This window comes from Cyanobium gracile PCC 6307, from assembly GCF_000316515.1.
Taxonomy (GTDB): Bacteria; Cyanobacteriota; Cyanobacteriia; order PCC-6307; family Cyanobiaceae; genus Cyanobium; species Cyanobium gracile.
The window spans coordinates 1,520,012-1,540,294 of the sequence record NC_019675.1 but is presented as its reverse complement, the minus strand read 5'-3'; the positions used below and the strand labels follow the sequence as shown (position 1 = coordinate 1,540,294).

23 protein-coding genes are annotated in these 20,283 nt (G+C 71.1%); 11 read left to right on the top strand and 12 right to left on the bottom strand.

Annotation, left to right across the window (positions count from 1 at the left end; translation table 11 throughout):
- The first annotated feature begins 10 nt into the window (after positions 1–10).
- Positions 11–511, top strand: coding sequence for a hypothetical protein (locus tag CYAGR_RS07315; RefSeq protein ID WP_015109163.1), 501 nt, complete (start codon positions 11–13; stop codon positions 509–511).
- A gap of 26 nt (positions 512–537) precedes the next feature.
- Entirely contained in the window at positions 538–1,755 is a 1,218-nt protein-coding gene (gltS, locus tag CYAGR_RS07310; protein ID WP_015109162.1) for a sodium/glutamate symporter, read from the top strand.
- A gap of 32 nt (positions 1,756–1,787) precedes the next feature.
- Here the strand turns inward: gltS and CYAGR_RS07305 are convergent, their stop codons facing one another.
- Positions 1,788–3,101, bottom strand: a complete 1,314-nt coding sequence (locus CYAGR_RS07305) for a porin (RefSeq protein ID WP_015109161.1) — start codon at positions 3,099–3,101, stop codon at positions 1,788–1,790.
- 13 nt (positions 3,102–3,114) lie between these two features.
- A complete protein-coding gene (locus CYAGR_RS07300; protein WP_015109160.1) occupies positions 3,115–4,761 on the bottom strand; it encodes an alpha-D-glucose phosphate-specific phosphoglucomutase in 1,647 nt (548 codons plus the stop codon).
- A 118-nt stretch (positions 4,762–4,879) separates the two neighbouring features.
- Here CYAGR_RS07300 and CYAGR_RS07295 point away from each other — a divergent pair, with 118 nt between their 5' ends.
- Together CYAGR_RS07295 and CYAGR_RS07290 are read left to right on the top strand one after the other, a co-directional pair.
- On the top strand, positions 4,880–5,323 hold the full coding sequence (locus CYAGR_RS07295) for a hypothetical protein (protein WP_015109159.1): 444 nt from the start codon (positions 4,880–4,882) through the stop codon (positions 5,321–5,323).
- Positions 5,324–5,333: 10 nt separating this feature from the next.
- On the top strand, positions 5,334–5,576 hold the full coding sequence (locus CYAGR_RS07290; protein ID WP_015109158.1) for a hypothetical protein: 243 nt from the start codon (positions 5,334–5,336) through the stop codon (positions 5,574–5,576).
- Here the strand turns inward: CYAGR_RS07290 and CYAGR_RS07285 are convergent.
- The 8 genes from CYAGR_RS07285 to CYAGR_RS07250 form a co-directional block, all read right to left on the bottom strand.
- Positions 5,557–6,024, bottom strand: coding sequence for a hypothetical protein (locus CYAGR_RS07285; RefSeq protein WP_015109157.1), 468 nt, complete (start codon positions 6,022–6,024; stop codon positions 5,557–5,559). The genes CYAGR_RS07290 and CYAGR_RS07285 overlap by 20 nt on opposite strands.
- A 14-nt stretch (positions 6,025–6,038) precedes the next feature.
- Entirely contained in the window at positions 6,039–7,256 is a 1,218-nt protein-coding gene (locus tag CYAGR_RS07280; RefSeq protein ID WP_245552626.1) for an FAD-dependent monooxygenase, read from the bottom strand.
- Positions 7,257–7,294: 38 nt separating this feature from the next.
- Positions 7,295–7,567, bottom strand: a complete 273-nt coding sequence (locus tag CYAGR_RS07275) for a hypothetical protein (RefSeq protein WP_015109155.1) — start codon at positions 7,565–7,567, stop codon at positions 7,295–7,297.
- 17 nt (positions 7,568–7,584) lie between these two features.
- On the bottom strand, positions 7,585–8,961 hold the full coding sequence (locus tag CYAGR_RS07270; RefSeq protein ID WP_015109154.1) for a phospholipase D-like domain-containing protein: 1,377 nt from the start codon (positions 8,959–8,961) through the stop codon (positions 7,585–7,587).
- 192 nt (positions 8,962–9,153) lie between these two features.
- Positions 9,154–9,363 carry a hypothetical protein gene (locus CYAGR_RS07265; RefSeq protein ID WP_015109153.1) on the bottom strand — a complete coding sequence of 70 codons (210 nt, stop codon included), beginning with the start codon at positions 9,361–9,363 and terminating at the stop codon, positions 9,154–9,156.
- Positions 9,363–10,421, bottom strand: a complete 1,059-nt coding sequence (locus CYAGR_RS07260) for a DUF4912 domain-containing protein (RefSeq protein ID WP_083891434.1) — start codon at positions 10,419–10,421, stop codon at positions 9,363–9,365. Before CYAGR_RS07260 ends, CYAGR_RS07265 begins: the two co-directional genes overlap by 1 nt.
- A gap of 239 nt (positions 10,422–10,660) precedes the next feature.
- On the bottom strand, positions 10,661–11,425 hold the full coding sequence (locus tag CYAGR_RS07255; protein WP_015109151.1) for a phycobilisome rod-core linker polypeptide: 765 nt from the start codon (positions 11,423–11,425) through the stop codon (positions 10,661–10,663).
- A gap of 117 nt (positions 11,426–11,542) precedes the next feature.
- On the bottom strand, positions 11,543–12,163 hold the full coding sequence (locus tag CYAGR_RS07250; RefSeq protein WP_015109150.1) for a phycobiliprotein lyase: 621 nt from the start codon (positions 12,161–12,163) through the stop codon (positions 11,543–11,545).
- Between the two features lie 14 nt (positions 12,164–12,177).
- On the opposite strand from CYAGR_RS07250, the gene CYAGR_RS07245 reads away from it, so the two are divergent.
- Positions 12,178–13,149 (top strand): DMT family transporter, encoded by a 972-nt coding sequence (locus tag CYAGR_RS07245; RefSeq protein WP_015109149.1) that lies wholly within the window; start codon positions 12,178–12,180, stop codon positions 13,147–13,149.
- Here CYAGR_RS07245 and CYAGR_RS07240 read toward each other — a convergent pair.
- Positions 13,109–13,483, bottom strand: a complete 375-nt coding sequence (locus CYAGR_RS07240) for a hypothetical protein (RefSeq protein WP_015109148.1) — start codon at positions 13,481–13,483, stop codon at positions 13,109–13,111. The two genes, CYAGR_RS07245 and CYAGR_RS07240, sit on opposite strands and share 41 nt — an antisense overlap.
- Before the next feature lie 3 nt (positions 13,484–13,486).
- Positions 13,487–14,167 (bottom strand): iron-sulfur cluster biosynthesis transcriptional regulator SufR, encoded by a 681-nt coding sequence (sufR, locus tag CYAGR_RS07235; protein ID WP_015109147.1) that lies wholly within the window; start codon positions 14,165–14,167, stop codon positions 13,487–13,489.
- 213 nt (positions 14,168–14,380) lie between these two features.
- Here sufR and CYAGR_RS07230 point away from each other — a divergent pair, with 213 nt between their 5' ends.
- From CYAGR_RS07230 to CYAGR_RS07205, 6 genes are all read left to right on the top strand, one after another.
- The gene (locus CYAGR_RS07230) at positions 14,381–14,746 is read left to right on the top strand and encodes a ferredoxin-thioredoxin reductase catalytic domain-containing protein (protein ID WP_015109146.1); all 366 of its coding nucleotides are present in this window, start codon (positions 14,381–14,383) and stop codon (positions 14,744–14,746) included.
- A 16-nt stretch (positions 14,747–14,762) separates the two neighbouring features.
- Positions 14,763–16,205, top strand: coding sequence for a Fe-S cluster assembly protein SufB (gene sufB / locus CYAGR_RS07225; protein ID WP_015109145.1), 1,443 nt, complete (start codon positions 14,763–14,765; stop codon positions 16,203–16,205).
- Positions 16,206–16,277: 72 nt separating this feature from the next.
- On the top strand, positions 16,278–17,081 hold the full coding sequence (sufC, locus tag CYAGR_RS07220) for a Fe-S cluster assembly ATPase SufC (RefSeq protein ID WP_015109144.1): 804 nt from the start codon (positions 16,278–16,280) through the stop codon (positions 17,079–17,081).
- A 1-nt stretch (position 17,082) separates the two neighbouring features.
- On the top strand, positions 17,083–18,363 hold the full coding sequence (sufD, locus tag CYAGR_RS07215) for a Fe-S cluster assembly protein SufD (RefSeq protein WP_015109143.1): 1,281 nt from the start codon (positions 17,083–17,085) through the stop codon (positions 18,361–18,363).
- A complete protein-coding gene (locus tag CYAGR_RS07210) occupies positions 18,360–19,667 on the top strand; it encodes a SufS family cysteine desulfurase (protein WP_015109142.1) in 1,308 nt (435 codons plus the stop codon). The genes sufD and CYAGR_RS07210 overlap by 4 nt, the downstream gene beginning before the upstream one ends.
- A gap of 11 nt (positions 19,668–19,678) precedes the next feature.
- Positions 19,679–20,092, top strand: a complete 414-nt coding sequence (locus CYAGR_RS07205) for a L,D-transpeptidase (protein WP_015109141.1) — start codon at positions 19,679–19,681, stop codon at positions 20,090–20,092.
- Positions 20,093–20,283 lie beyond the last annotated feature (191 nt).

Here is a 20,283-nt window from a genome sequence, read left to right as displayed (position 1 = left end):
TCCGTACGCCATGCTTGAGCGTCGGCAGCTGCCCTTCCCGCGCATGGCCTCCATCGGTTCGATCCTCCCCGCCGTTGTCGCCCTGGCCGCGACGGCGGCCACCGGCGTTCCTGCCGCCCAGGCCAGCTGTCGCTTTCTGATGCCGCTCGGCGGCGGCGGCAACCCGGTGGTGTCGAAGCGGATCGGGCCGGACCGGCTCGTGGGCCGCACCAACTGGAACACCGACTTCGTCGTGGATCGCGATTTTCGCAGTTATCGCTTCTTCTTCACGTCGGCTTCCAGCGAGCGCGCCAGCTTCCCGGTGTCGGGCTTCATGGTCTTCACCGACGGCAGCAGTCTGCAGGTGATCAATGAGACGCCCACGTTCGAGCCCGGCACGGGCCGGATGTTCGGGCCCTTCCAGGCCGTTCCCGGCAAGCGCACCCGCTTGATGAACTTCCGGGTGGGTTCCTCCACCACACCGGCGGCCCTCGGGTTCAGCTATCGGATCTCCGTTCAGGGCTGCACCTGAAGCCCTCCCCCTGATTCCCGCAACCCATGCAGTTCGAGAGCTTCGCGACCTTCAACATCGCCATCGTGGTGCTGGCGATCGGTCGCTGGCTGAACCGCAAGGTGGGTTTCCTGCGGGAATTCAACATTCCAGAGCCGGTCACCAGCGGCCTTCTCGTCTGTCTGCTGCTGGCCCTGATCCATGCCATCAACGGCACGGAGATCGGCTTCAATCTGCAGACGCGGGATTTTCTGCTGCTCTATTTCTTTGCGGCCATCGGCCTCAATGCCGACATCAAGACCCTGCTCTCGGGTGGCTGGCCCCTGCTGATCCTGGTGGTCACCACCGTGGGGTACATGGTGCTGCAGAACCTCACCGGCATCGGCATGGCGGCGCTGCTGGGGCTCAATCCCCTGGTGGGTCTGCTGGGGGGGTCGGTGTCCCTGCTGGGGGGCCACGGCACGGCGATCGCCTGGGCGCCGCGTTTCGCCGAGAGCCACGGCATCAGCAATGCCCTCGAAATCGGCATCGCCTGCGCGACGTTCGGTCTGGTGCTGGCTTCGCTGATGGGTGGGCCGATCGCCCGGATCCTGATCCGCCGCCACCGGCTCAAGCCGCCGGGGGCCCCGGATGCAGCCCCTTTCGGCTCCTCCGCCTCCGTGGATGGCGGCGCCCCGGATGGTGAGGCGGAGGCGGTGACCTACTTCAGCCTGCTGGGCACCCTCTTCTGGCTCAACGTGAGTCTGGGCTTGGGGGAGCTGCTGCATGAGGCCCTGCGGGCCGCCGGCAGCAACCTGCCCCTGTTCGTCAGCTGCCTGTTCGCTGCGATCTTCCTCACCAACACCGTGCCGCGGCTGCTGCCGATACGCTGCCTGGCCGCCCCCCGCTCGCTGGCCATCGTCTCGGACATCTCCCTGGGCATCTTCCTGACGATGTCGCTGATGAGCCTCCAGCTCTGGACCATCGCCTCCCTGGCCGGTCCCATCCTGGCCATCCTGGCGGCCCAGTTCGTGGTGTCCTTCCTGTTCGCCCTGTTCGTGGTGTTCAAGGTGATGGGCCGGGATTACGAGGCCGCCGTGATCTGCGCCGGCTTCGGGGGCATCTCCCTGGGGGCCACCCCCACGGCGATGGCCAACATGTCGGCGGTGGCCCAGAAGTACGGGGCCGCCCACCGGGCCTTCATCATCGTGCCGCTGGTGTCCGGTTTCTTCGTGGACATCAGCAACGCCGTGGTGATCCAGCGCTTCCTCAACTGGTTCGGTTGATCCGGGCACCCGCCGCAACGGCCATGGCGGGCTCAGAAGCGGAGCGTCGTCCGGATCAGGGCGGCCCACACGCTCAGGCTGGCCTCGCCCGTGGCCAGCGGATCCAGCAGAGCCTCCGAAAGATCCGCGCTGCCGGTGAGTGCACCGCGGGGCCGGCTCAACCAGAACACCGCCGGCGTCACCGAGAGATCGTCGCTGATCTGGATGCGGTAGTAGAGCTCCATGGCCAGGCCCCGGTCGTCGATGGAGAACGGCACCGGCGTCCGGATGGCGCTGACGTGGGCGGGCGAGCCGATGGCGAAGCCCAGGCTGTTGCCCACCCCCAGCACATCGCTCCAGATCAGGCCGGCGTACCAGGAGCGGCTGCGCACCCCCGACAGGCCCGCCACCGGGTAGGAGCCGAAGCGGAACGTGTCCTGCCCCCAGCCGGCGCTGATCGAGGGCAGCCAGCCGGAGCGGCGCGGCTGCCAGTAGCCCGCCAGCGACCATGAGCTGAGGCTCCCGTCACCGGCCCCGGCCGCCAGCTGGCTGGCCAGGGGGGTGCCCCGCAGCCGCACCTGGGGACCGCTCAGGTTCCAGGCGCCGGTGATGTTCCACTGGGGCCGGGTCAGGGCCAGCTGCAGGGTGCTGGTCTGGGAGGAGGCCTCGCCGAAGAGGCCGCCCCCCTGGGGTGAACCCCCGGCCCGGCCGGCCACGTAGGCGTAGCCCAGGCTCAGCCCCCGCAGGCCGCCTCTGGGCTGCCACCAGAGTCCGAAACCGCCGCCGAGCCGTTTGCCGTAGGTGCCCGGCGCTCCGGCGTACTGGAACAGATCCAGGATCGGCGAGGCGGTGTAGACGCTCGGCCAGACGGGGAGCATGTCGAGCTGCATGATCCGGGGCCCGACGCTGAGCCGGAGCTCGGGGCCGATCGGCAGCTGCAGGTAGGCGCGGTTGATGCTGACCAGCCGGGACGGGCAGGCCGCATCCCCAGGGCGGCAGGCCGGCTCCTGGAAGGCCACATCCAGGCGCGTCAGGGGGCTGGGCGGGTTGGAGAAGAAGCCGGAGGGGGCGAAGTCGCCCGTGCGCAGGCGGATCCGGAACAGGTCCTGACCCGTGAAGCTGGTGTCGATGGTGAGGCGGGCCTCGTGGTTGAGGCTGACCCCGTTCAGCAGGGGCGCCCCGGCGGCGCTGTTGCCGGCCCTGTCCACCTCACTGCCGGTGGACTGCAGGGCGCCGAGAACGGCGTTGATCTGCAGGTCCACCGTGGTGGTGGGGGCGAAGCTGGTGGCCTCCTCGGCCTGCAGGGGCCCGGCGGCAGCGCAGACCCAGGCCGCCGTCAGCCACCGAAGGGCGCCGGGGGGCCTCATGGAGCCGGGCCGTTCAGGTGATCACGGTGGGGCGATCCATCCCGGTGCGCACCCGGATCTCCGCCAGCTCGTCGATGGCGTCGATCAGATCCTTCAGGGCCTGCTGGGGGTCGAGGTCGAGGGCACCGGTGGGGGGCAAATAGCTCTCCAGGTACACCCGCAGGGTGGCGCCCTTGGTACCGGTGCCAGAGAGCCGCAGCACCACCCGGCTGCCGTCGTCGAGCAGCACCCGCAGCCCCTGGCCCTTGCTGACCGACCCGTCCACCGGGTCGGTGTAGCCGAAGTCGTCGGCGGTGCGGATCGTGCGGCCGGCGAAACCCTGGCCCGGCAGGCTGGCGAGCATCCCGGAGACCCGGTCGTAGAGACCGTGGGCGGCGTCGCTGGCCACGGCCTCGTAGTCGTGGCGGGAGTAGTAGTGGCGCCCGAAGCGGCCCCAGTGGCCCGCCATCACCTCCGCCACCGAGGAGCCCCGCACCGCCAGGATCTGCAGCCAGAAGAGCACCGCCCAGAGGCCGTCCTTCTCGCGGATGTGGTTGCTGCCAGTGCCGAAGCTCTCCTCGCCGCAGAGGGTGATCCGGCCGGCATCGAGCAGGTTGCCGAAGAACTTCCAGCCCGTGGGGGTCTCGAAGCAGGGGATGCCCAGCTCGGCGGCGACCACGTCGGCGGCGGCGCTGGTGGGCATCGAGCGGGCCACGCCCGCCAGGCCGTCCGCGTAGCCGGGGGCCAGGGTGGCGTTGGCGGTGAGCACGGCCAGGCTGTCGCTGGGATTCACGAAGCAGTGCCGGCCCAGGATCATGTTGCGGTCACCGTCGCCGTCGCAGGCGGCGCCGAAGTCATACGCACCACCAGCCAGCAGCAGGTCGGCCAGCTCGTGGGCGTAGGTGAGGTTGGGGTCGGGGTGGCCGCCGCCGAAGTCTGCCAGGGGCACGCCGTTGCGCACCGTGCCGGCCGGGGCCCCCAGCAGCCCCTCAAACAGGCGGCTGGCATAGGGGCCGGTGACCGCATGCATGGCATCGAAGGCGACGCGGAAGTCGCCCCGTAGCAGGGCGGCGATGCGGTCGAAGTCGAACAGCTTCTGCATCAACGCCACATAGTTGTCGACGCCGTCGATCACCTCCACGGCCATGGCGCCGATGGTCGCCGTTCCGGGGACCGCCAGTTTCAGGGGGTCGGCGTCGAGGATGCGGTAGCCGTCCAGGCTGAGGGTGGCGGCATGGATGGCATCGGTGACCGATTCCGGGGCCGGACCGCCGTTGGCGCCGTTGATCTTGACGCCGAAGTCGCCGTCGAGGCCGCCGGGGTTGTGGCTGGCCGAGAGGATGATCCCGGCCACGGCGCCGTGGCTGCGGATCAGATGGGAGGCGGCCGGGGTGGAGAGGATGCCGCCGGTGGTGGTGATCAGGCGGCTGACGCCATGGGCCGCCGCCATGCGGGCGATGACGCTGATTGCCGCGAGGTTGCCGTAGCGGCCGTCGCCGCCGACCACCAGGGTGCCGCCGGCGATGCCGGGCACCACCCGCAGGGAGGCTTCAATGAAGCTCTCCAGGTAGTGGGGGGTCTGAAACTGGCGGGTGCTCTTGCGCAGGCCGGAGGTGCCGGGCTTCTGGTCGTCGAAGGGTCGCTCCAGCGCCACCTGACGCAGCTCGGTCGTCATCGCCATGGCCGGCGTCCTGGTGCTCGGGGGAGCCCCAAGCTACCTCCGCCGATTCGGGCGGTCCTGCCGTTGCTGGTGATGCTGACCGAGCTGGCTAGCCTGGGTCCAGCTTGCTGGCCACCCCATGGCGTTTCGGTCGCTTCCCTCCGCCCTGCGCCTGGCCACCGCCCTGCGCCTGGCCGCTGCCGCTGCCGTCGTCGCCGCCGGTGCGGTGGTGTTCAGCCCTGCCTCGGTGAGGGGGGCGGTCATGGGAGCCCCGAAGGCCCTTCCCTATGCCGAAGCGGTGAGCCGCACCCACACTGCCGCCGAGGCGGTGCTGGCCGGGGCGGGGGCCGAATCCTGCCTGCGGGGCAAGCTCACCAATGCCCTGCTGGGGCTCTCCAGCAGCTGTGAGGCCAAGGGGGAGCGCAACCCCCTCTGCCAGCTGGCGGACAAGGCCGTCGTCGTCACCCCCATGACCCTGGCCTTCATGCGGGACACCTCGACCCGGCTGCTGGCGCTGATCGATGGCGACGCTCCCCGGGCGGCTGCCTCGGCGAGCCCGGATCCGGCCCAGCCCCAGCCCTGACCCCGCACCGATGGAGATTCAGCACCCCTCGGATGACGGGCCCCTTTCTCCCCAGCAGGAGCTGCTGCTGGAGCAGTTCCGCCAGCGCGTGGAGGCGAGGATCAGCAGCCATGGCCTCACCAGCACCGACGTGGCGGATCTGGTCAAGGAGCTGCGCGAGCATCCCGATGTGAGCCGCCAGCTGATGGCGGAGCTGACCCGGGAGCTGCAGCGGCTGCTGCCCGGTCAGCGCTTCAGTTTTGATTGGGATTGATCAGGTTCAGGCCTCCCTGGGGCCGTGGGGCGGCATTCTCCGCCGGCTTGGCCACTGGCAGCTGCAGGCGGCAGACGGCCGTCAGGCTGCGGGCGGCGCGGTCGATCGGTTCGCGCCGCTCGAAGCTGTTGCTGGCCGCCACCACCGACCGCTGACGGATCGTCCAGAGCACGTCCTTGCAGCTGGCCGGCAGGCGCGGATGGTCGAGGAGGGGGTTGGCCAGGCTGCGGGCCTTCTCGCAGGGCTCGGCGGTGTTCTCGCGGCTGCAGGCCAGGGTGATCAGCTGCAGGGAGCGGAACTCGGAGGAGGGGGGAAAGGGGGGCAGCTCCGGCGCGGCCCGCAGCGGTGAGGCCCCCGCCAGGGGCAGGCTCGCCAGCAGGGCCAGGTGCGGCAGGGCCGCTCCGAGGCGACGGGGAGCCGGGGAGGTGGCGCGAGGGGACCGGTCCATGGCGGGCGGGGAGGTCACCCAATCATGGCCGCCGCCCCGGGATCCCTGGCGATGGCCGCGGTGCCGTCGCGCAGCGGCCGCTGGGATGCCAGCCAGCGGCGGGCGAGCAGCGGGCCGCTCCAGCGGGCGGTGCGGGCCAGCAGGCCCCGCAGGCGATGCCGGCGGCGCAGCAGATCCGCCCGACGGGCCTCCTGCTCCTGCAGCGCCTGGATCCGCCGGATCTCCGGTCGCCGTTCGGCGACGACCGCCGCCGCAGCCGCGTCGATGGCCCCGGGGTCCCCGTCCAGCAGGGCGGGCCCCAGGTGCCGGGCGGCCACCAGGGCATCGCGCAGGGCCATGTTGATCCCCTGGGCCCGCAGCGGGCTCATCGGGTGGGCGGCATCCCCGAGCAGCAACAGGCCGGGCCGCTGCCAGCGGGGGCAGAGCCCCACCCGCACCGGCAGCCGCACCGGCCCCTGGACGGCCGCCGCCGGTAGCTCCCGCAGCAGCCGGGCCAGGGCCTCGGGGGCGTCGTTAGCCCAGAGTTCCGCCCAGGCTGCGGGTCCGGCCGGGCCGGCCGGGCCGGGCGCCGGCGCGACCGCCCAGCCCAGCTGGACACCACCGCGGGCCGAGGGGAACAGGGCATAGCTGCCCGAGGCACCCACCACCGTCACGAAGCGGCCGGCCAGCCAATCGAGCACCCCAGCGGCCCCCGGCGACTCCAGCCGGAACCAGAGCACGTCGAGGGGGCTGGGGGCGCTCTCCAGCTCCAGGCCGCCCCTGCGGCGCAGCAGCGAATCGCGGCCGTCGCAGGCCACCACCAGCTCCGCCTCCAGGGCGGTGCCGTCCGTCAGGCGCACACCGGCGACCCGGCCGTCCCGCAGCAGCAGATCGCTGGCGGCCTGGCCCGGGTGGAAGCGGAAGCCCGGCTGCCGGCCCGCCTGCTCGAGCAGTTTGGCGATCAGGGAGTCCTGGTCGATCAGGGTGCAGGGGACGCTGCTGCCCATGGGCTCGGCCGCCTCGAACAGGGCCTGACCATCGAGGAAGAAGCTCCAGGCCGTCAGGGGCCGCCGCCGTACCGCCGCCGGCAGCGGCTCAAGGCCCATGGCGGCCAGGGCCGCCAGGCCGCTGGGCATCAGGCCCTCGCCGCGGAACGGCCGGCCGCCACGGCCGGTGGCATCGATCAGGTCGACCGCGAGGCCGCGGCGGGCCAGGAGCAGGGCCAGGCTGGCACCGGCGGGGCCGGCCCCCACCACCAGGGCGCGGGCGGTGGCGGCTCCGGAGGGGGCGCTCAGGTGAAGGAGTTGTAGTTGAGGCCCTCCTCGGGGCTGGCGTTCTCCGCCCCCTGCAGGGAGTGCTTCTTGCTGAGCAGGTAGTCGACCAGCTCCTGCTGCAGGGTCAGCAGCTCGCTGGTGCAGCCCCGGAACGCGGCCCGGTGGCGGATCTCGTCGTGGCGGGTGTGCAGGTCCCGCAGCATCAGGTTGATGGCGTCCAGGCGCGGGGTGACCTGGCGGGAGCTGGAGACGGAGCTGGGGGTGGAGACGGAGCTGGACGCCGGGTCCATGAATCGTGTGCTATGCGTTACCGGATCGTAGACGGCGCTGCCATCACCGCCCCGCCGGCGACAGAGGGGCGCTGCCGGCCGCTGCCGCAGCTGCGCCGCCCCTGCTCCAGACGGCGCGCGAGCCGGCGGCCGATGCCCAGTTCGGCCCCGCGCCAAAGGCGGTCGATCTCCGCCTCGAAGTGGCGGGCCAGCAGGGGGGAGCGGATCAGCAGCAGGGTCTCGTCGTTCTGGAAGGCAGCCGAAGGGCTCCAGTTGAAGCTGCCGGTGATCACATCCCGGCGGTCGATGACGGCGAACTTGTGGTGCAGCTTGTCGCCGGCCGCCAGCCGGGGCGTGCCCACCCCTTCCAGGGGCGTGCTCCAGGCCCGGTTGTCCGCTTCGATGCGGCAGTCCTGGTCGGGCAGGGTCACCCCGAGCAGGTCGAGGGTTTCGCTGAAGGCCCGGTTGGCGAAGCCCGGATCCGCCAGCAGCCGCATCGTCACGCCGCGGCCATGCAGCTCCTGGAGGCGGTCGGCCAGGTTCTGGCCCGAAAACACGAACAGGGCCAGATCGAGGCGCCGGCCGGCACCGGCCAGCCGGGTTTCGAGCCAGGCCAGGCCGTGGTTGGGGTCGCGGCGGCGGTGGGGGGCGAACAGCACCTCCACCGGCGTGCCGGCCACATCGACCACCTGGGCCGGTCCGCCCTCCTTGGCGATGCCGAAGCGGCTGTCGGGCCGGCCGCCGGGGCCATCGCCCCAGAGCCGGGCGAATTCGGCGGCGAACACCCCGGCCAGGGCGGGGCTGTCGAAGCGCAGCAGGTGGTTGACGTTGCCGCGGGTGGCCGGTGCGCCGGCATCGCCGTGGATGCAGGAGGGGCTGAAGTTGGCCGAGCCGGTCACCACCACCCGACCGTCGACCACCAGGAACTTGTGGTGCATCAGGCCGCTGCCGCGGCTGCCGTCGGCGGTGTCATCGAGCAGGGGCACCCCGGCCCGCTGGAGCACGGCCACGGCGTCCCCCTGGCCGAGGGCGGCCAGCTGTTGCTGGCGCTGGCGCTGGTGGGGCGGCAGATCGACGGGATGCTGCTGGCTCCAGGGGGCGCTGTAGAGGTTCTCCAGCACCACCCGCACCCGCACCCCGCGGCGGTGGCGTTCCGCCAGGGCTTCGGCCAACGCCGGCAGGGAGAGCTCCTGCACCGCCACCAGGATCTCCAGGCGGGCCTCGCGGATGCTTTCGAGCAGCAGGGCCTCCAGGTCATCCCCCTGGCGCCACTGGCCGCTGACCGGGCTGCGGTAGCGGCTATCGCCGCGGTGGTTGAAGGCCACACGGATGGCCGGGGGCAGGGGCAGGGCCCGGGGGGTGCCGCCGCTCAGGGCCGCCGGTGCGGGGCCACAGCCGCCGAGGAGGCCGGCCATGGCCAGGGCGAGAAGGGGCCGCTGGGTGGGGCGGAGGCGCTGGGCGGGCCGGAGCAGGGGAAGGAGTGCGAGAGGGGCCACGGGCTGAGGGGGCGGCGGGGTCCGCTCCTTCAGCCTTCCCGGCGGGGGACATTGCGGCGTTGACTGGCCGGGGGCGCCGAAGCCGTGGCGCGCAGCGTGCTCAGTGTGGCCTCAGTGGTGGCCGGGCATCTCCGAGGTGCGCAGCATGGCGGCGAACCAGAGGGTGCCGATCAGCACCGCGGCGATCACCCCGGCCGAGATGCTGACCCGCAGCATCAGGATGGGCACCACCAGCGGAAACAGGATCGAGCCGGCCAGGGGGGTGAGGGCGACCACCACCTTGAGCAGGCCGCGGTTGGAGCCGGTGGCGGTGTTCTCCATCAGAACCACTCGGCGACAGCCTGGCTGGCGGGGTTGCTGTTGTCTTCCGGCGTGGAGCGCCGGAACTCCATGGTGATGCTGCGCTTCTGCTCGCCGTCGGCCGCCAGGGCCTCGATCGGGTAGAGCTGCTGGCCGTCGCGGAAGGGCACCTGCACCCGGAAGGTGCCGTCGGCCGAGAGGGGCACCTCCTCACCGCCGATGCTGAGGCGGGCCGCCGGATCGGTGGCGCCGTAGACGATCAGCTCGGCATCGGCCACCAGCCAGAAGGAGCGCTGACGCGAGCCCACCCCACCGATACCGGAGGCGCTGCGGCCGGAGGCCCAGGGGCCGGCGCCGGAGGCGGAGAACGCACCGCCGCTCTCGAGGCCGGCGGCGGCATCAATCTCATGGAAGGCCTCGGATCCGCGCCCCAGGCGGCGCCACTGGCTGGTGGCGCTCTGGTAGAGCCGCTCGTGCAGGCCGGAATCCACCGCCTCGGCGGGGGCGGGCAGGCTGGCGCTGGCGGAGGGGAAGGCGTCGAGGGAGAAGGGGACGAACTGATCGAGGATCTGCTCGGAGGGATGCAGGGAGGGCACCCGGGCGACCGAGGAGAAGGCCAGGGAGATCCAGCCGCCGCCACCGCCCTTGCGGTAGCCGAGCTCGACGCGGTAGTCGCGATCGGAGAGGGGGACGGGCAGGTACCACTCGGTGGCATGGCTGTCGACCACCACCTCCTGGAGGGTGTGGGGATGGGCGGAGCCGCCGGCCAGGCCGGTGACGTCGGCGACGCGCAGGCAGAGCTGGGAGGCGCCGGCATGGAGGGCGTCGCTGCGGTCGTCCTCGGAGATGTCCCAGAAGACGTAGGCCCACTGGGGATCGCGGGGCAGGAAGACGACGCGGGTTTCGGCGGCCGGCCGCGGCGCCGGGGCCATCTCGGCCTCGATGCGCTCGAGGCTGCGGCCCTCGCCCTCCTCCACCTGGCGGGTGCTGATGGCCTCCACCAGCTCCTCCTTCGACTTGCGGCTGTAGAGCGACACGCCGAGGTCGCTGGCGATCTGCCGCAGCTGGCGCAGCGTCATCATCGCCAGGGAGGTCAGCGTCTTCTGGCTCACAACATCAGAATTCGTTTGGGATCAGTCTGGAGGACCTTTCCGGCTTTGGGCGGAAGCGGTCGGCCGGGGTCAGCATCCACTGACGGCCAGGGGCGCGCCCGCACGCCCTCTCCCCAGACGGGGACAAGAAGAAGCCCCGCCGCTGGAAAGCGGCAGGGCCAGGGCAACTCAGGTGCCGGCGGGAGACCGGCCGGCGAGGGTCGTTCTCAGCGGCCGATGCTGCGGTAGGGCACCTTGGAGAGGTAGTCCATACCGGTGTTGCCGGCGGCGGCGCTGCCGACACCACGCAGGGCGGGCAGGGTGCGGACCCAGGGCAGGTAGTCCTGCGGGAAGCCGCCGCGGCGCTGCTGGGCACGCTCGGGGAAGCTGCGGGACTTGCCGGTGTAGACGATCTGGGGGAAGCCCAGGATGCCCCGGTAGTAGGACTCGTAGCGGGGGGAGGTGATGTTGAAGGGGGTTTCGCCCACTTCGCGGGAACCCACCACCCGGTTGCGGTGGTAGGGGACGGTGTCGTAACCGAAGGCGTCCAGGTACTCCTGGGAGTCGAGGATGGCGTCCACCGCGCCCCTGACCCCTTTGGTCATGATCACGGCGGACCAGGCGATCTCCTCGGCCTTGCCGTGGACCGGGCGGCCCAGCAGCTTCTCGACCAGGTGGCGGGCCACCCGGTAGTTGCTGTTCAGGTTGTAGAAGCTGCGGTTGAAGGTGTCCGACAGGCAGAGCGCGCGGATGAACTCCCGCACGTTGATCTGGCCGTCCCGCAGCTGGGACTCAAGGGTGCGGTCGCGGTCGACCTTGAAGGCATGGAAGAAGATCTGGCGGTAGGCCGCTTCGATCACGAAATTCTGATCTTCCCGGTCCATGGCCTTGTCCATGGACACGGCCTTGGGGTCCTCGTCGGAACCCACCCGGAACGGCGCGACGCGCGAGTTCTGGGAGGTGGGGGGGTACTTGAGGAGTGGAAGAGCCACGCGTGGTCCGGCATCCGTCGTTGGGGATCGTAGAAGTAGGGCCCCGGCGGCCCCGGGCCCGGGAGGGCAGGGCTCACAGTCCGTAACGTTGGCGACACAACACCAACGCGGGCCCCGTCACCAGCCCAGGGCCGACAGGCAGGCGGTTTCGGGGCTCGCCGGAGTCTCCGTTGCGTCGGCGCCGGCGACGGCCGCGCTGGCCGCCCCGTCGCCGATGCGGGTCTCGACGCAGAAGGAGGCGGTGTTGGAGAGTCCCTCGACGGTGCTGGTGCGCAGGCGCACGTCCGGCCCGGCGAAGCTGAAGCGCTCCAGGCTGTTCATCGTCTCGTAGCTGGTGGTGAGCAGCAGGCCGTCCCGGTCGTCCATGGCGAAGTGGCCCGCCACCGGGGCCGTTTCGGCGTAGCCGCGGTCGCGCAGCAGCAGGCCGCGGCGGCCGCGCTCGTCGGTGGGGATCAGGCCGAAGACGCTCTCGCCCTCGTGGGCCTCGCCGGCCTTGTCCCAGGCCATCGAGCCGCTCCAGCGCACCCGGCAGCCGCCCACCAGGCCGGCCGGATCCTGGCCGTGCAGCACGGCGATCGCCTCCAGGCGCGGATCGGCCGTCTCCAGCTCCACCACTTCAATGAAGGAACCACCCGCCTCGGCGCGGCGGTGCAGCAGGTGGTGGCTGCTGCGCTGGGAGCGCCAACGGCCGCAGCTGAGCCGGAAGAAGCTGATGGCGTCGGCGATGGATCCGCTCACGGGGGCCTCAGGCGATGGGGCGCGATCAGGCGATGATCGCAACTCTCCCACCTTCCCGCGGCCCCTTGTTCGCCGCCCCCGTCGCCGCCGCCCTGGCGGCCGCCTTCTGCTGGGCCTTCTCCAGCCTGCTCTGGCGCCGGCTGCCCACCTCCCTCTCGGCCGCCCGGCTGAACCTGCTCAAGAACCTGCTGGCGGTGGCCCTGCTGTTGCCGCTGGCCCTCCTGCTGCCGTGGCAGATGGCGCCGCGCTCGCTGCTGCTGCTGGCCCTCAGCGGCGTGCTGGGGATCGCCCTGGGGGACACGCTCTTCTTTGCTGCCCTGCGGCGGCTGGGCACCCGGCGCACCCTCACCATCGACGCCGGTGGTCCGGCGGTCACGAGCCTGGCGGGGGTGGCGTTGCTGGGGGAGGTGCCCCGGCCGGCCCAGTGGCTGGGGATCGGGCTGATCACCCTGGCGGTGCTGCTGGTGGTGCACCAGCGCGCCCCCCGGCCGGACGGGCCCGAGGGTGCCCTGCCCGCGGGCGGTGATGGGGCGGCCGCTGACGGGCTCGGGGTGGCCCTGGCCCTCGGGGCCCTGGCCTGCGGCAGCGGCGGGGCGCTGCTGGCGCGGGCGGGGCTGCTGGCCGGGGGGCCTGAGCCGCTGCAGGCCGCCACCCTGCGGCTGGCGGCAGCCGCCCTGGTGATGCTGCCGCTGCTGGTGGGGCTGCCGCGGGCCGCGCAGGGGCCCCGGCCAGCCGGGCGCCGCTGGCCCCTGGCGCTGGCCGCCACCCTGCTGGGCACCAGCGCCGGCATCGCCCTGCAGCAGACGGCCCTGGCGGGCCTGCCGGGGGGCCTGGCCGTGGCCCTGCTGTCGACGGCGCCGGTGATGGCCCTGCCCCTGGCGGCCCTGGAGGGGGACCGGCCCGGCTGGCGGGGGGCACTGGCCGCCGCCGCCGCCCTGGCCGGGGTCAGCCTGGTGGCGGGGCTGGTGGGGCTGCCGGAGGCCTGAGGCGCCGGTCGGCCTCCTCGGTGGCCCAGTGCACGAGGTCGGCCAGCTCGAGGCCGAGGGGCTCCTTGCTGGCGGCGGCGGCGACGGCCGCCAGCTGGGTGGCCACGTGGCCCATCTGGGTGAGGAAGGCCTCCTCGAAGCCGGCATCGGCGGCGATCAGCGGCTGGTCGGCGGCCCAGGCCGCTACTTCCGTGTCCGGCGGGAGCTCACCGATGCGCCGCCCGGCGATGGCCTGGAGGGTTCGCAGGCCATGGGCCAGGAGCCGAAGGTGGTGGCGCTCCAGAGTGGGCAACAGGGTGGCCTCCAGCTCCTGCAGCTCATCGGGACTGAGCACGGCTCAGGTGGCCACGGGGGCGATGCGGAAGCCGCAGCTGTGACCCCCCTCCAGCCGCCAGTGGACCCGCTCGACGGCACAGTCGGGGAAGGTGTGGCGGATCAGGCGCAGCTCCTGGTCGCAGACGACGGGGTACTGCTCGGCGATGCGCATCACTGAGCAGTGGAATTCGCTGATCACCCAGGCGGTGGTGTCGATGGCGGCGGGGTCGTCGTCGCGGCGGCATTCGGCCACGTAGCCCTCCTTGCGCCGCAGCTCCACCAGGCGCTCGATCCGCTGGCCGAGGGGGCCGCTGCCGATCAGGCGTCGGTACTCGGCGGCCTTCTCTTCGGCCTGCTGACGCAGAACCAGTTCCAGGGTGTCCGCCGGCAGGCTTTCGGTGAGGGTGTGGAGCAGGCCGAGGGCGAAGGTCTCGCTGCCGTCGGGGAAGCGGCCCTGCCCCAGGGCGGTGAGATGCCAGACGTTGCTGGGCCGACCGGGGCCCTCGTGGGAGGAGCTGGCCTCCACCAGGCCGTCGTCCTCGAGGCTGCGCAGGTGCCGGCGCATGACCTGCACCGACACCCCCAGCTGGGAGGCCGTCGCTTCACCTTCCTTCAGCAGCACGGAAAGGGCCGCATCCCGGGTGGGATGAGCTCCTTCGGCGAGACCGGCCGAGGCAGGGGAGGACGGGGCGGGGGCGCTCATGACGGACGTCTGACCAAAACGAGGGTGGTCTGACCAAAACACCATGCCACGCACATCGGGGGAATGGGGGCCGGGCGGTGGTGCCCGCCGGGGCGTCACAATGACCTCTCCATGCCGTCAACGGACCACGCCTGTGCCTTAGGCTCCCGCAGTAACGAAACCAAAGTGTTTCGTTATTCGATCCACCGGTGCGCGCTACCCGACGCTCTGCCCATGACCGACGCCTCCACCACGACGACCCCTGCTGCCGGTGCCGAAAGCCTGGAGGTGATCCGCCGTTTCGCGGAAACCTACGCCCAGCGCACCGGCACCTACTTCTGCAGCGATCCCGGGGTCACCGCCGTGGTGCTCGAGGGTCTGGCCCGCCACAAGGACGAGCTGGGTGGTGCCCTCTGCCCCTGCCGCCACTACGAGGACAAGGAGGCCGAGGTGGCCCAGGCGTTCTGGAACTGCCCCTGCGTGCCGATGCGGGAGCGCAAGGAGTGCCACTGCATGCTCTTCCTCACCGAAGACAACCCCTTCCGGGGCGAGCAGCAGACCATCAGTCTCGAAGACGTCCAGTCCCTCACCGCCGGCTGAACCGGCCCCCTTCCCCATGGCGAGCAGCGCAACCGTCGGCGATCTGGTGAGCCAGCCGTACAAGTACGGCTTTGTCACCGACATCGAAACCGAGAAGATCGCCAAGGGGCTCAGTGAAGACGTGGTGCGGCTGATCTCCGCCAAGAAGAACGAGCCCGCCTTCCTGCTTGATTTCCGTCTGCGCTCGTACCGCCAGTGGCTGCAGATGGAGGAGCCCGACTGGGCGACCCTGGGCCATCCACCGATCGACTACCAGGAGATCATCTATTACGCGGCGCCCAAGCAGCAGGAGAAGAAGGCCAGCCTCGATGAGGTGGACCCGAAGCTGCTCGAAACCTTCGACAAGCTCGGCATCCCCCTGAGCGAGCAGAAGCGCCTCTCCAACGTGGCGGTGGATGCGGTGTTCGACAGCGTTTCGATCGCCACCACCTACCGTGAGAAGCTGGCCGAGCACGGCGTGATCTTCTGTTCGATCAGCGAGGCGGTGAAGGATCACCCCGACCTGATCGAGAAATACCTCGGCACGGTGGTGCCCGGAAACGACAACTACTTTGCCGCCCTCAATTCGGCGGTGTTCAGCGACGGCTCCTTCGTGTTCATCCCCAAGGGGGTGGAGTGCCCGATGGAGCTCTCCACCTATTTCCGCATCAACTCCGGCGACACCGGCCAGTTCGAGCGCACGTTGATCGTGGCCGAGGAAGGCGCCTCGGTGAGCTACTTGGAGGGCTGCACGGCGCCGATGTTCGATACCAACCAGCTGCACGCGGCGGTGGTGGAACTGGTGGCCCTCGATGACGCCTCGATCAAGTACTCCACCGTCCAGAACTGGTACGCGGGGGATGAGAACGGCAAGGGCGGCATCTACAACTTCGTCACCAAGCGGGGCCAGTGCCGCGGCGACCGCAGCCACATCAGCTGGACCCAGGTGGAAACCGGCTCGGCGATCACGTGGAAGTACCCCAGCTGCGTGCTGCAGGGGGCCGATTCGGTGGGCGAGTTCTACTCGGTGGCCCTCACCAACAACCGCCAGCAGGCCGACACCGGCACCAAGATGATCCACGTGGGCCCCCGCACCCGCTCCACGATCGTGAGCAAGGGGATCAGCGCCGGCCACTCCTCCAACAGCTATCGGGGGCTGGTGCAGCTGGGCCCCAAGGCCGTGGGCGCCCGCAACTACAGCCAGTGCGATTCGATGCTGATCGGCGACCAGGCCGCCGCCAACACCTACCCCTACATCCGCTCCCAGCAGCCCGATGCCCGCATCGAGCACGAGGCCAGCACCTGCCGCATCTCGGCCGACCAGCTCTTCTATCTGCAGAGCCGGGGGATCGCCTTCGAGGAGGCGGTGTCGATGATGGTGAGCGGCTTCTGCCGCGATGTGTTCAACCAGCTGCCGATGGAGTTCGCCGCTGAAGCCGACAAGCTCCTGGCCCTCAAGCTCGAGGGTTCGGTCGGCTGATCCCGGCCCACGGCCACCCCGGCCGGCCCACCGCTTCTTTCTCCGCCCCTTCCTGCCCTTTTCTCCCCCGCCGTGATCCGCCCCGACGCTCCCGTACTGCTCGAGATCCGTGATCTCACGGCCCGCGTGGAGGACCAGCCCATCCTCAAGGGGGTGTCCCTGACGATCCGGGCCGGCGAGATCCACGCGGTGATGGGCCGCAACGGCAGCGGCAAGAGCACCCTCTCCAAGGTGCTGGCGGGCCACCCGGCCTACACCGTCACCGGCGGCACGGTGCATTACATGGGCGACGACCTGCTGAGCCTCGAGCCCGAACTGCGGGCCCGGGCCGGCCTGTTCCTCGGCTTCCAGTACCCGGTGGAGATCCCCGGGGTGAGCAACCTGGAGTTCCTGCGGGTGGCCACCAACGCCCGCCGCGCCGGCAAGGGGGAGGAGGAGCTCGACACCTTCGCCTTCGAGGACCTGGTGCGCGAACGGCTGCAGGTGGTGCAGATGGATCCGGCCTTCCTGGAGCGCAGCGTCAACGAGGGCTTCTCCGGCGGCGAGAAGAAGCGCAACGAGATCCTGCAGATGGCCCTGCTCGAGCCCCTTGTGGCGGTGCTCGACGAGACCGACTCCGGCCTCGACATCGATGCCCTGCGCATCGTCGCCGGTGGCGTGAACCACCTGGCCGGCCCCGACAACGCCACCCTGCTGATCACCCACTACCAGCGACTGCTGGATGTGATCACCCCCGACTACGTGCACGTGATGGCGGCGGGTCGGATCCTGCGCACCGGCGGCAAGGAGCTGGCCCTGGAACTGGAAGAGCGCGGCTACGACTGGGTCGACGCCGAACTGGCGTCCCTGGAGCGCACACCGGCGGAGGTGGGCTGAGATGGTGGCCGCTTCGCTCTCCACCCCCATAACCGCAGCCGGCGCCGCCCCCGGCGGCTGGGTCGCCGCCCTGCTGGCGAACGCCACCGGTGTCGCCTCCGCTGGCGCCGATGCCCTGGCGGCCAGCCGCGCGCGGGCGGCCCAGGCCCTGGCGCAGACCCCGCTGCCCTCACGGCGTGTGGAGGCTTGGCGCTTCACCGATCTGGCGCCGCTCACCGCCCTGAGCCCCACCCTGCTCAGCTCCGCCCCGGCGGCGCAGCCCGAGGTGGCCGCCGGCAGCCTGCGCCTCAACCTCGATGGCCTCAGCGATCCCCTGGCCGGGATCTCCCTGCCGGCGGGCCTGGAGCCCATCAGCGGCGAGGAACTGAGCGCGATCCTGGGCCAGGTGCTGGCCGCCACCGGCAGCGCCGAGCTCTGGCCCGTGCTGCTCAACGGCGCCACGGCCCGAAACGTGCTGGCCCTGCGGGTGCGCGGCGCGATCGCCACCACCCTGGAGCTGGTGAGCGATGCCGGCGACGGCGAGGGGATCCTGCCCCTGCGGCTGCTGCTGGTGCTGGAACCCGAGGCTTCTCTGGAGGTGCTTCAGGTGCACCGCAGCAGCGGCGCCAACCTCACCAGCGTGGTGCTGGAGGCCCGCCTGGGCGAGGGCGCCGAGCTGCGCCACGGCCTGCTGGCGCCTGGCGCCGACACGGGCTGCCTGCTGGCCACGGTGGCGCTGGAGCAGGCCACCGGCAGCCGCTACAGCGGCGTGAGCGCCCATGGCGGCTGGGCCCTGGGGCGGCTGGAGCCGCGGCTGGTGCAGTCCGAGGGGGCGGCCCACAGTGCCCTCAAGGCGCTGCAGCTGGCGGATGGCCGTCAGATCAGCGACACCCACAGCCAGATGGTGTTCGAGGGGCCGGACGGGCGGCTGGAGCAACTGCACAAGGCGGTGGCCGACGGCCAGGGCCGCAGCGTGTTCAACGGCGCCGTGCAGGTGCCCCGTGCAGCCCAGCGCACCGATGCGGCCCAGCTGAGCCGCAACCTGCTGCTGTCGGACCGGGCCCGCATCGACACCAAGCCCGAACTGGAGATCGTCGCCGACGACGTTCGCTGCGCCCATGGCGCCACCGTCAGCCGGCTGGAGCAGGACGAGCTCTTCTACCTGCAGAGCCGCGGCATCGCCGCCGACCAGGCGGCCCGGCTGCTGTTGCGCGGCTTCTGCGAGGAGGTGCTGCAGGAACTCCCCGAGGCCGCCCGGCCGTGGCAGCCTCTGGCCAGCTTGCTGGGGGAGCAGGGACGATGACACCGACCTTCACCAACTCCCCGAGGATCGCGACGCCGTCGGTGGCGGGAACGCCGGTGGTGGCCGACCTGGCGGTGCAGACCCGGCCCGATTTCCCCCTGCTGGCCCAGACGGCCTGCCTGGGGCAGCCGCTGATCTACCTGGATTACGCCGCCACCAGCCAGAAGCCGCGCCAGGTGCTGGAGGCGCTGCAGCAGTACTACAGCCTCGACAACGCCAATGTGCATCGCGGCGCCCACCAGCTGAGCGCCCGCGCCACCGACCATTTCGAGGCGGCCCGGGGCAAGGTGGCCGCCTTCATCGGTGCCGCCAGCGCCCGGGAAATCGTGTTCACCCGCAACGCCACTGAGGCGATCAACCTGGTGGCCCGCACCTGGGGTGACGCCAACCTGCGGGAGGGCGATGAGGTGCTGCTGTCGGTGATGGAGCACCACAGCAACCTGGTGCCCTGGCAGCTGCTGGCGGCCCGGACGGGCTGCGTGCTGCGCCATGCGGGCGTCACCGAGAGCGGCGAGCTGGATCTGGAGGACTTCAAGGCCAAGCTCAGCGATCGCACCAAGTTGGTGAGCCTGGTGCACGTGAGCAACACCCTGGGCTGCCTCAATCCGATCGAGGCTGTGGCCGAGCTGGCCCATGGGGCCGGCGCCCTGCTGCTGGTGGATGCCTGCCAGAGCCTGCCCCACAAGCCGGTGGACGTGGCCGCCCTGGGGGCCGATTTCCTGGTGGGTTCCTCCCACAAACTGTGCGGGCCGACGGGCATGGGGTTCCTGTGGGCGCACGAGGCGCTGCTGGAGGCGATGCCGCCGTTCCTGGGGGGCGGCGAGATGATCCACGACGTGTACCTGGACCACAGCACCTGGGCCGATCTGCCCCACAAGTTCGAAGCCGGCACCCCGGCGATCGGTGAGGCGATCGGCATGGGCGCCGCCCTCGATTACCTGCAGAACCTGGGCATGGAGCGCATCCACGCCTGGGAGCAGCAGCTCACCCGGCGCCTGTTCGAGCGGCTGCAGGCCATCGACGGCGTGCGGATCCTGGGTCCAACGCCGGACCAGCAACCCGACCGGGCCGCGTTAGCGGCGTTCAGCGTGGAAGGCCTGCACGCCAACGACATCGCCGCCCTGCTCGATTCCGCCGGCATCTGCATCCGCAGCGGCCACCACTGCACCCAGCCCCTGCACCGTCACTACGGTCTGGCCAGTTCCGCCCGCGCCAGCCTGGGCTTCACCACCACTCCTGAAGAGATCGACCGCTTCGCCGAGGAGCTGGAGGGAACGATCGGATTTCTGAGGGAGCACAGCTGAGGGGGGAGGCCATGAGCCTCGTGCTGGCGGCCATTGAGGTGGTGGCGGCGATCGTGATCGACCTGTCGGAACAGCGACTGCGGGCCTTCGATGCCAGTGGCGCCACGATCTATGCGGCCCTGGTTTCGACGGGGTTGCCGGCGTCGCCCACACCCATGGGGCGGTTTGTGATCGGCGCCAAGTACGCCGCCACCCCCCTGGTGGGTGACGACTACCGCACCCCTGTGGTGCCCAACGTGATGTGTCTGGCTGGCGGCGGACTGCGGCCGGACGCCGTCTGCCTCCATCCCGCCCCGTGGCAGGACGCTGCCCGCCAGTGCTATGGGGTGCGCCGCAGCCATGGTTGCGTCCGCACCAGCCAGGCAACAGCCAAGTGGCTCTTCGCCCGCACGGCAGTGGGCACGCCGGTGACGATTCAGCCGTAGGGGGCGCGTTTTCGGTGGACGGACTGCACGTCAACGCCACTGCTGCAGCCAGCTCCTGCAGCTGAACAGTAGAAGAACTCGTCTGCAGGTTCAGAAGACCCTGATTTCGTGCCTTGGCGCTGACTCTTGCCTAAGAATGGCTCAGACTCACGGAAGGAGATTCGTATCGTTGGGAACATGTGGTTATCGGA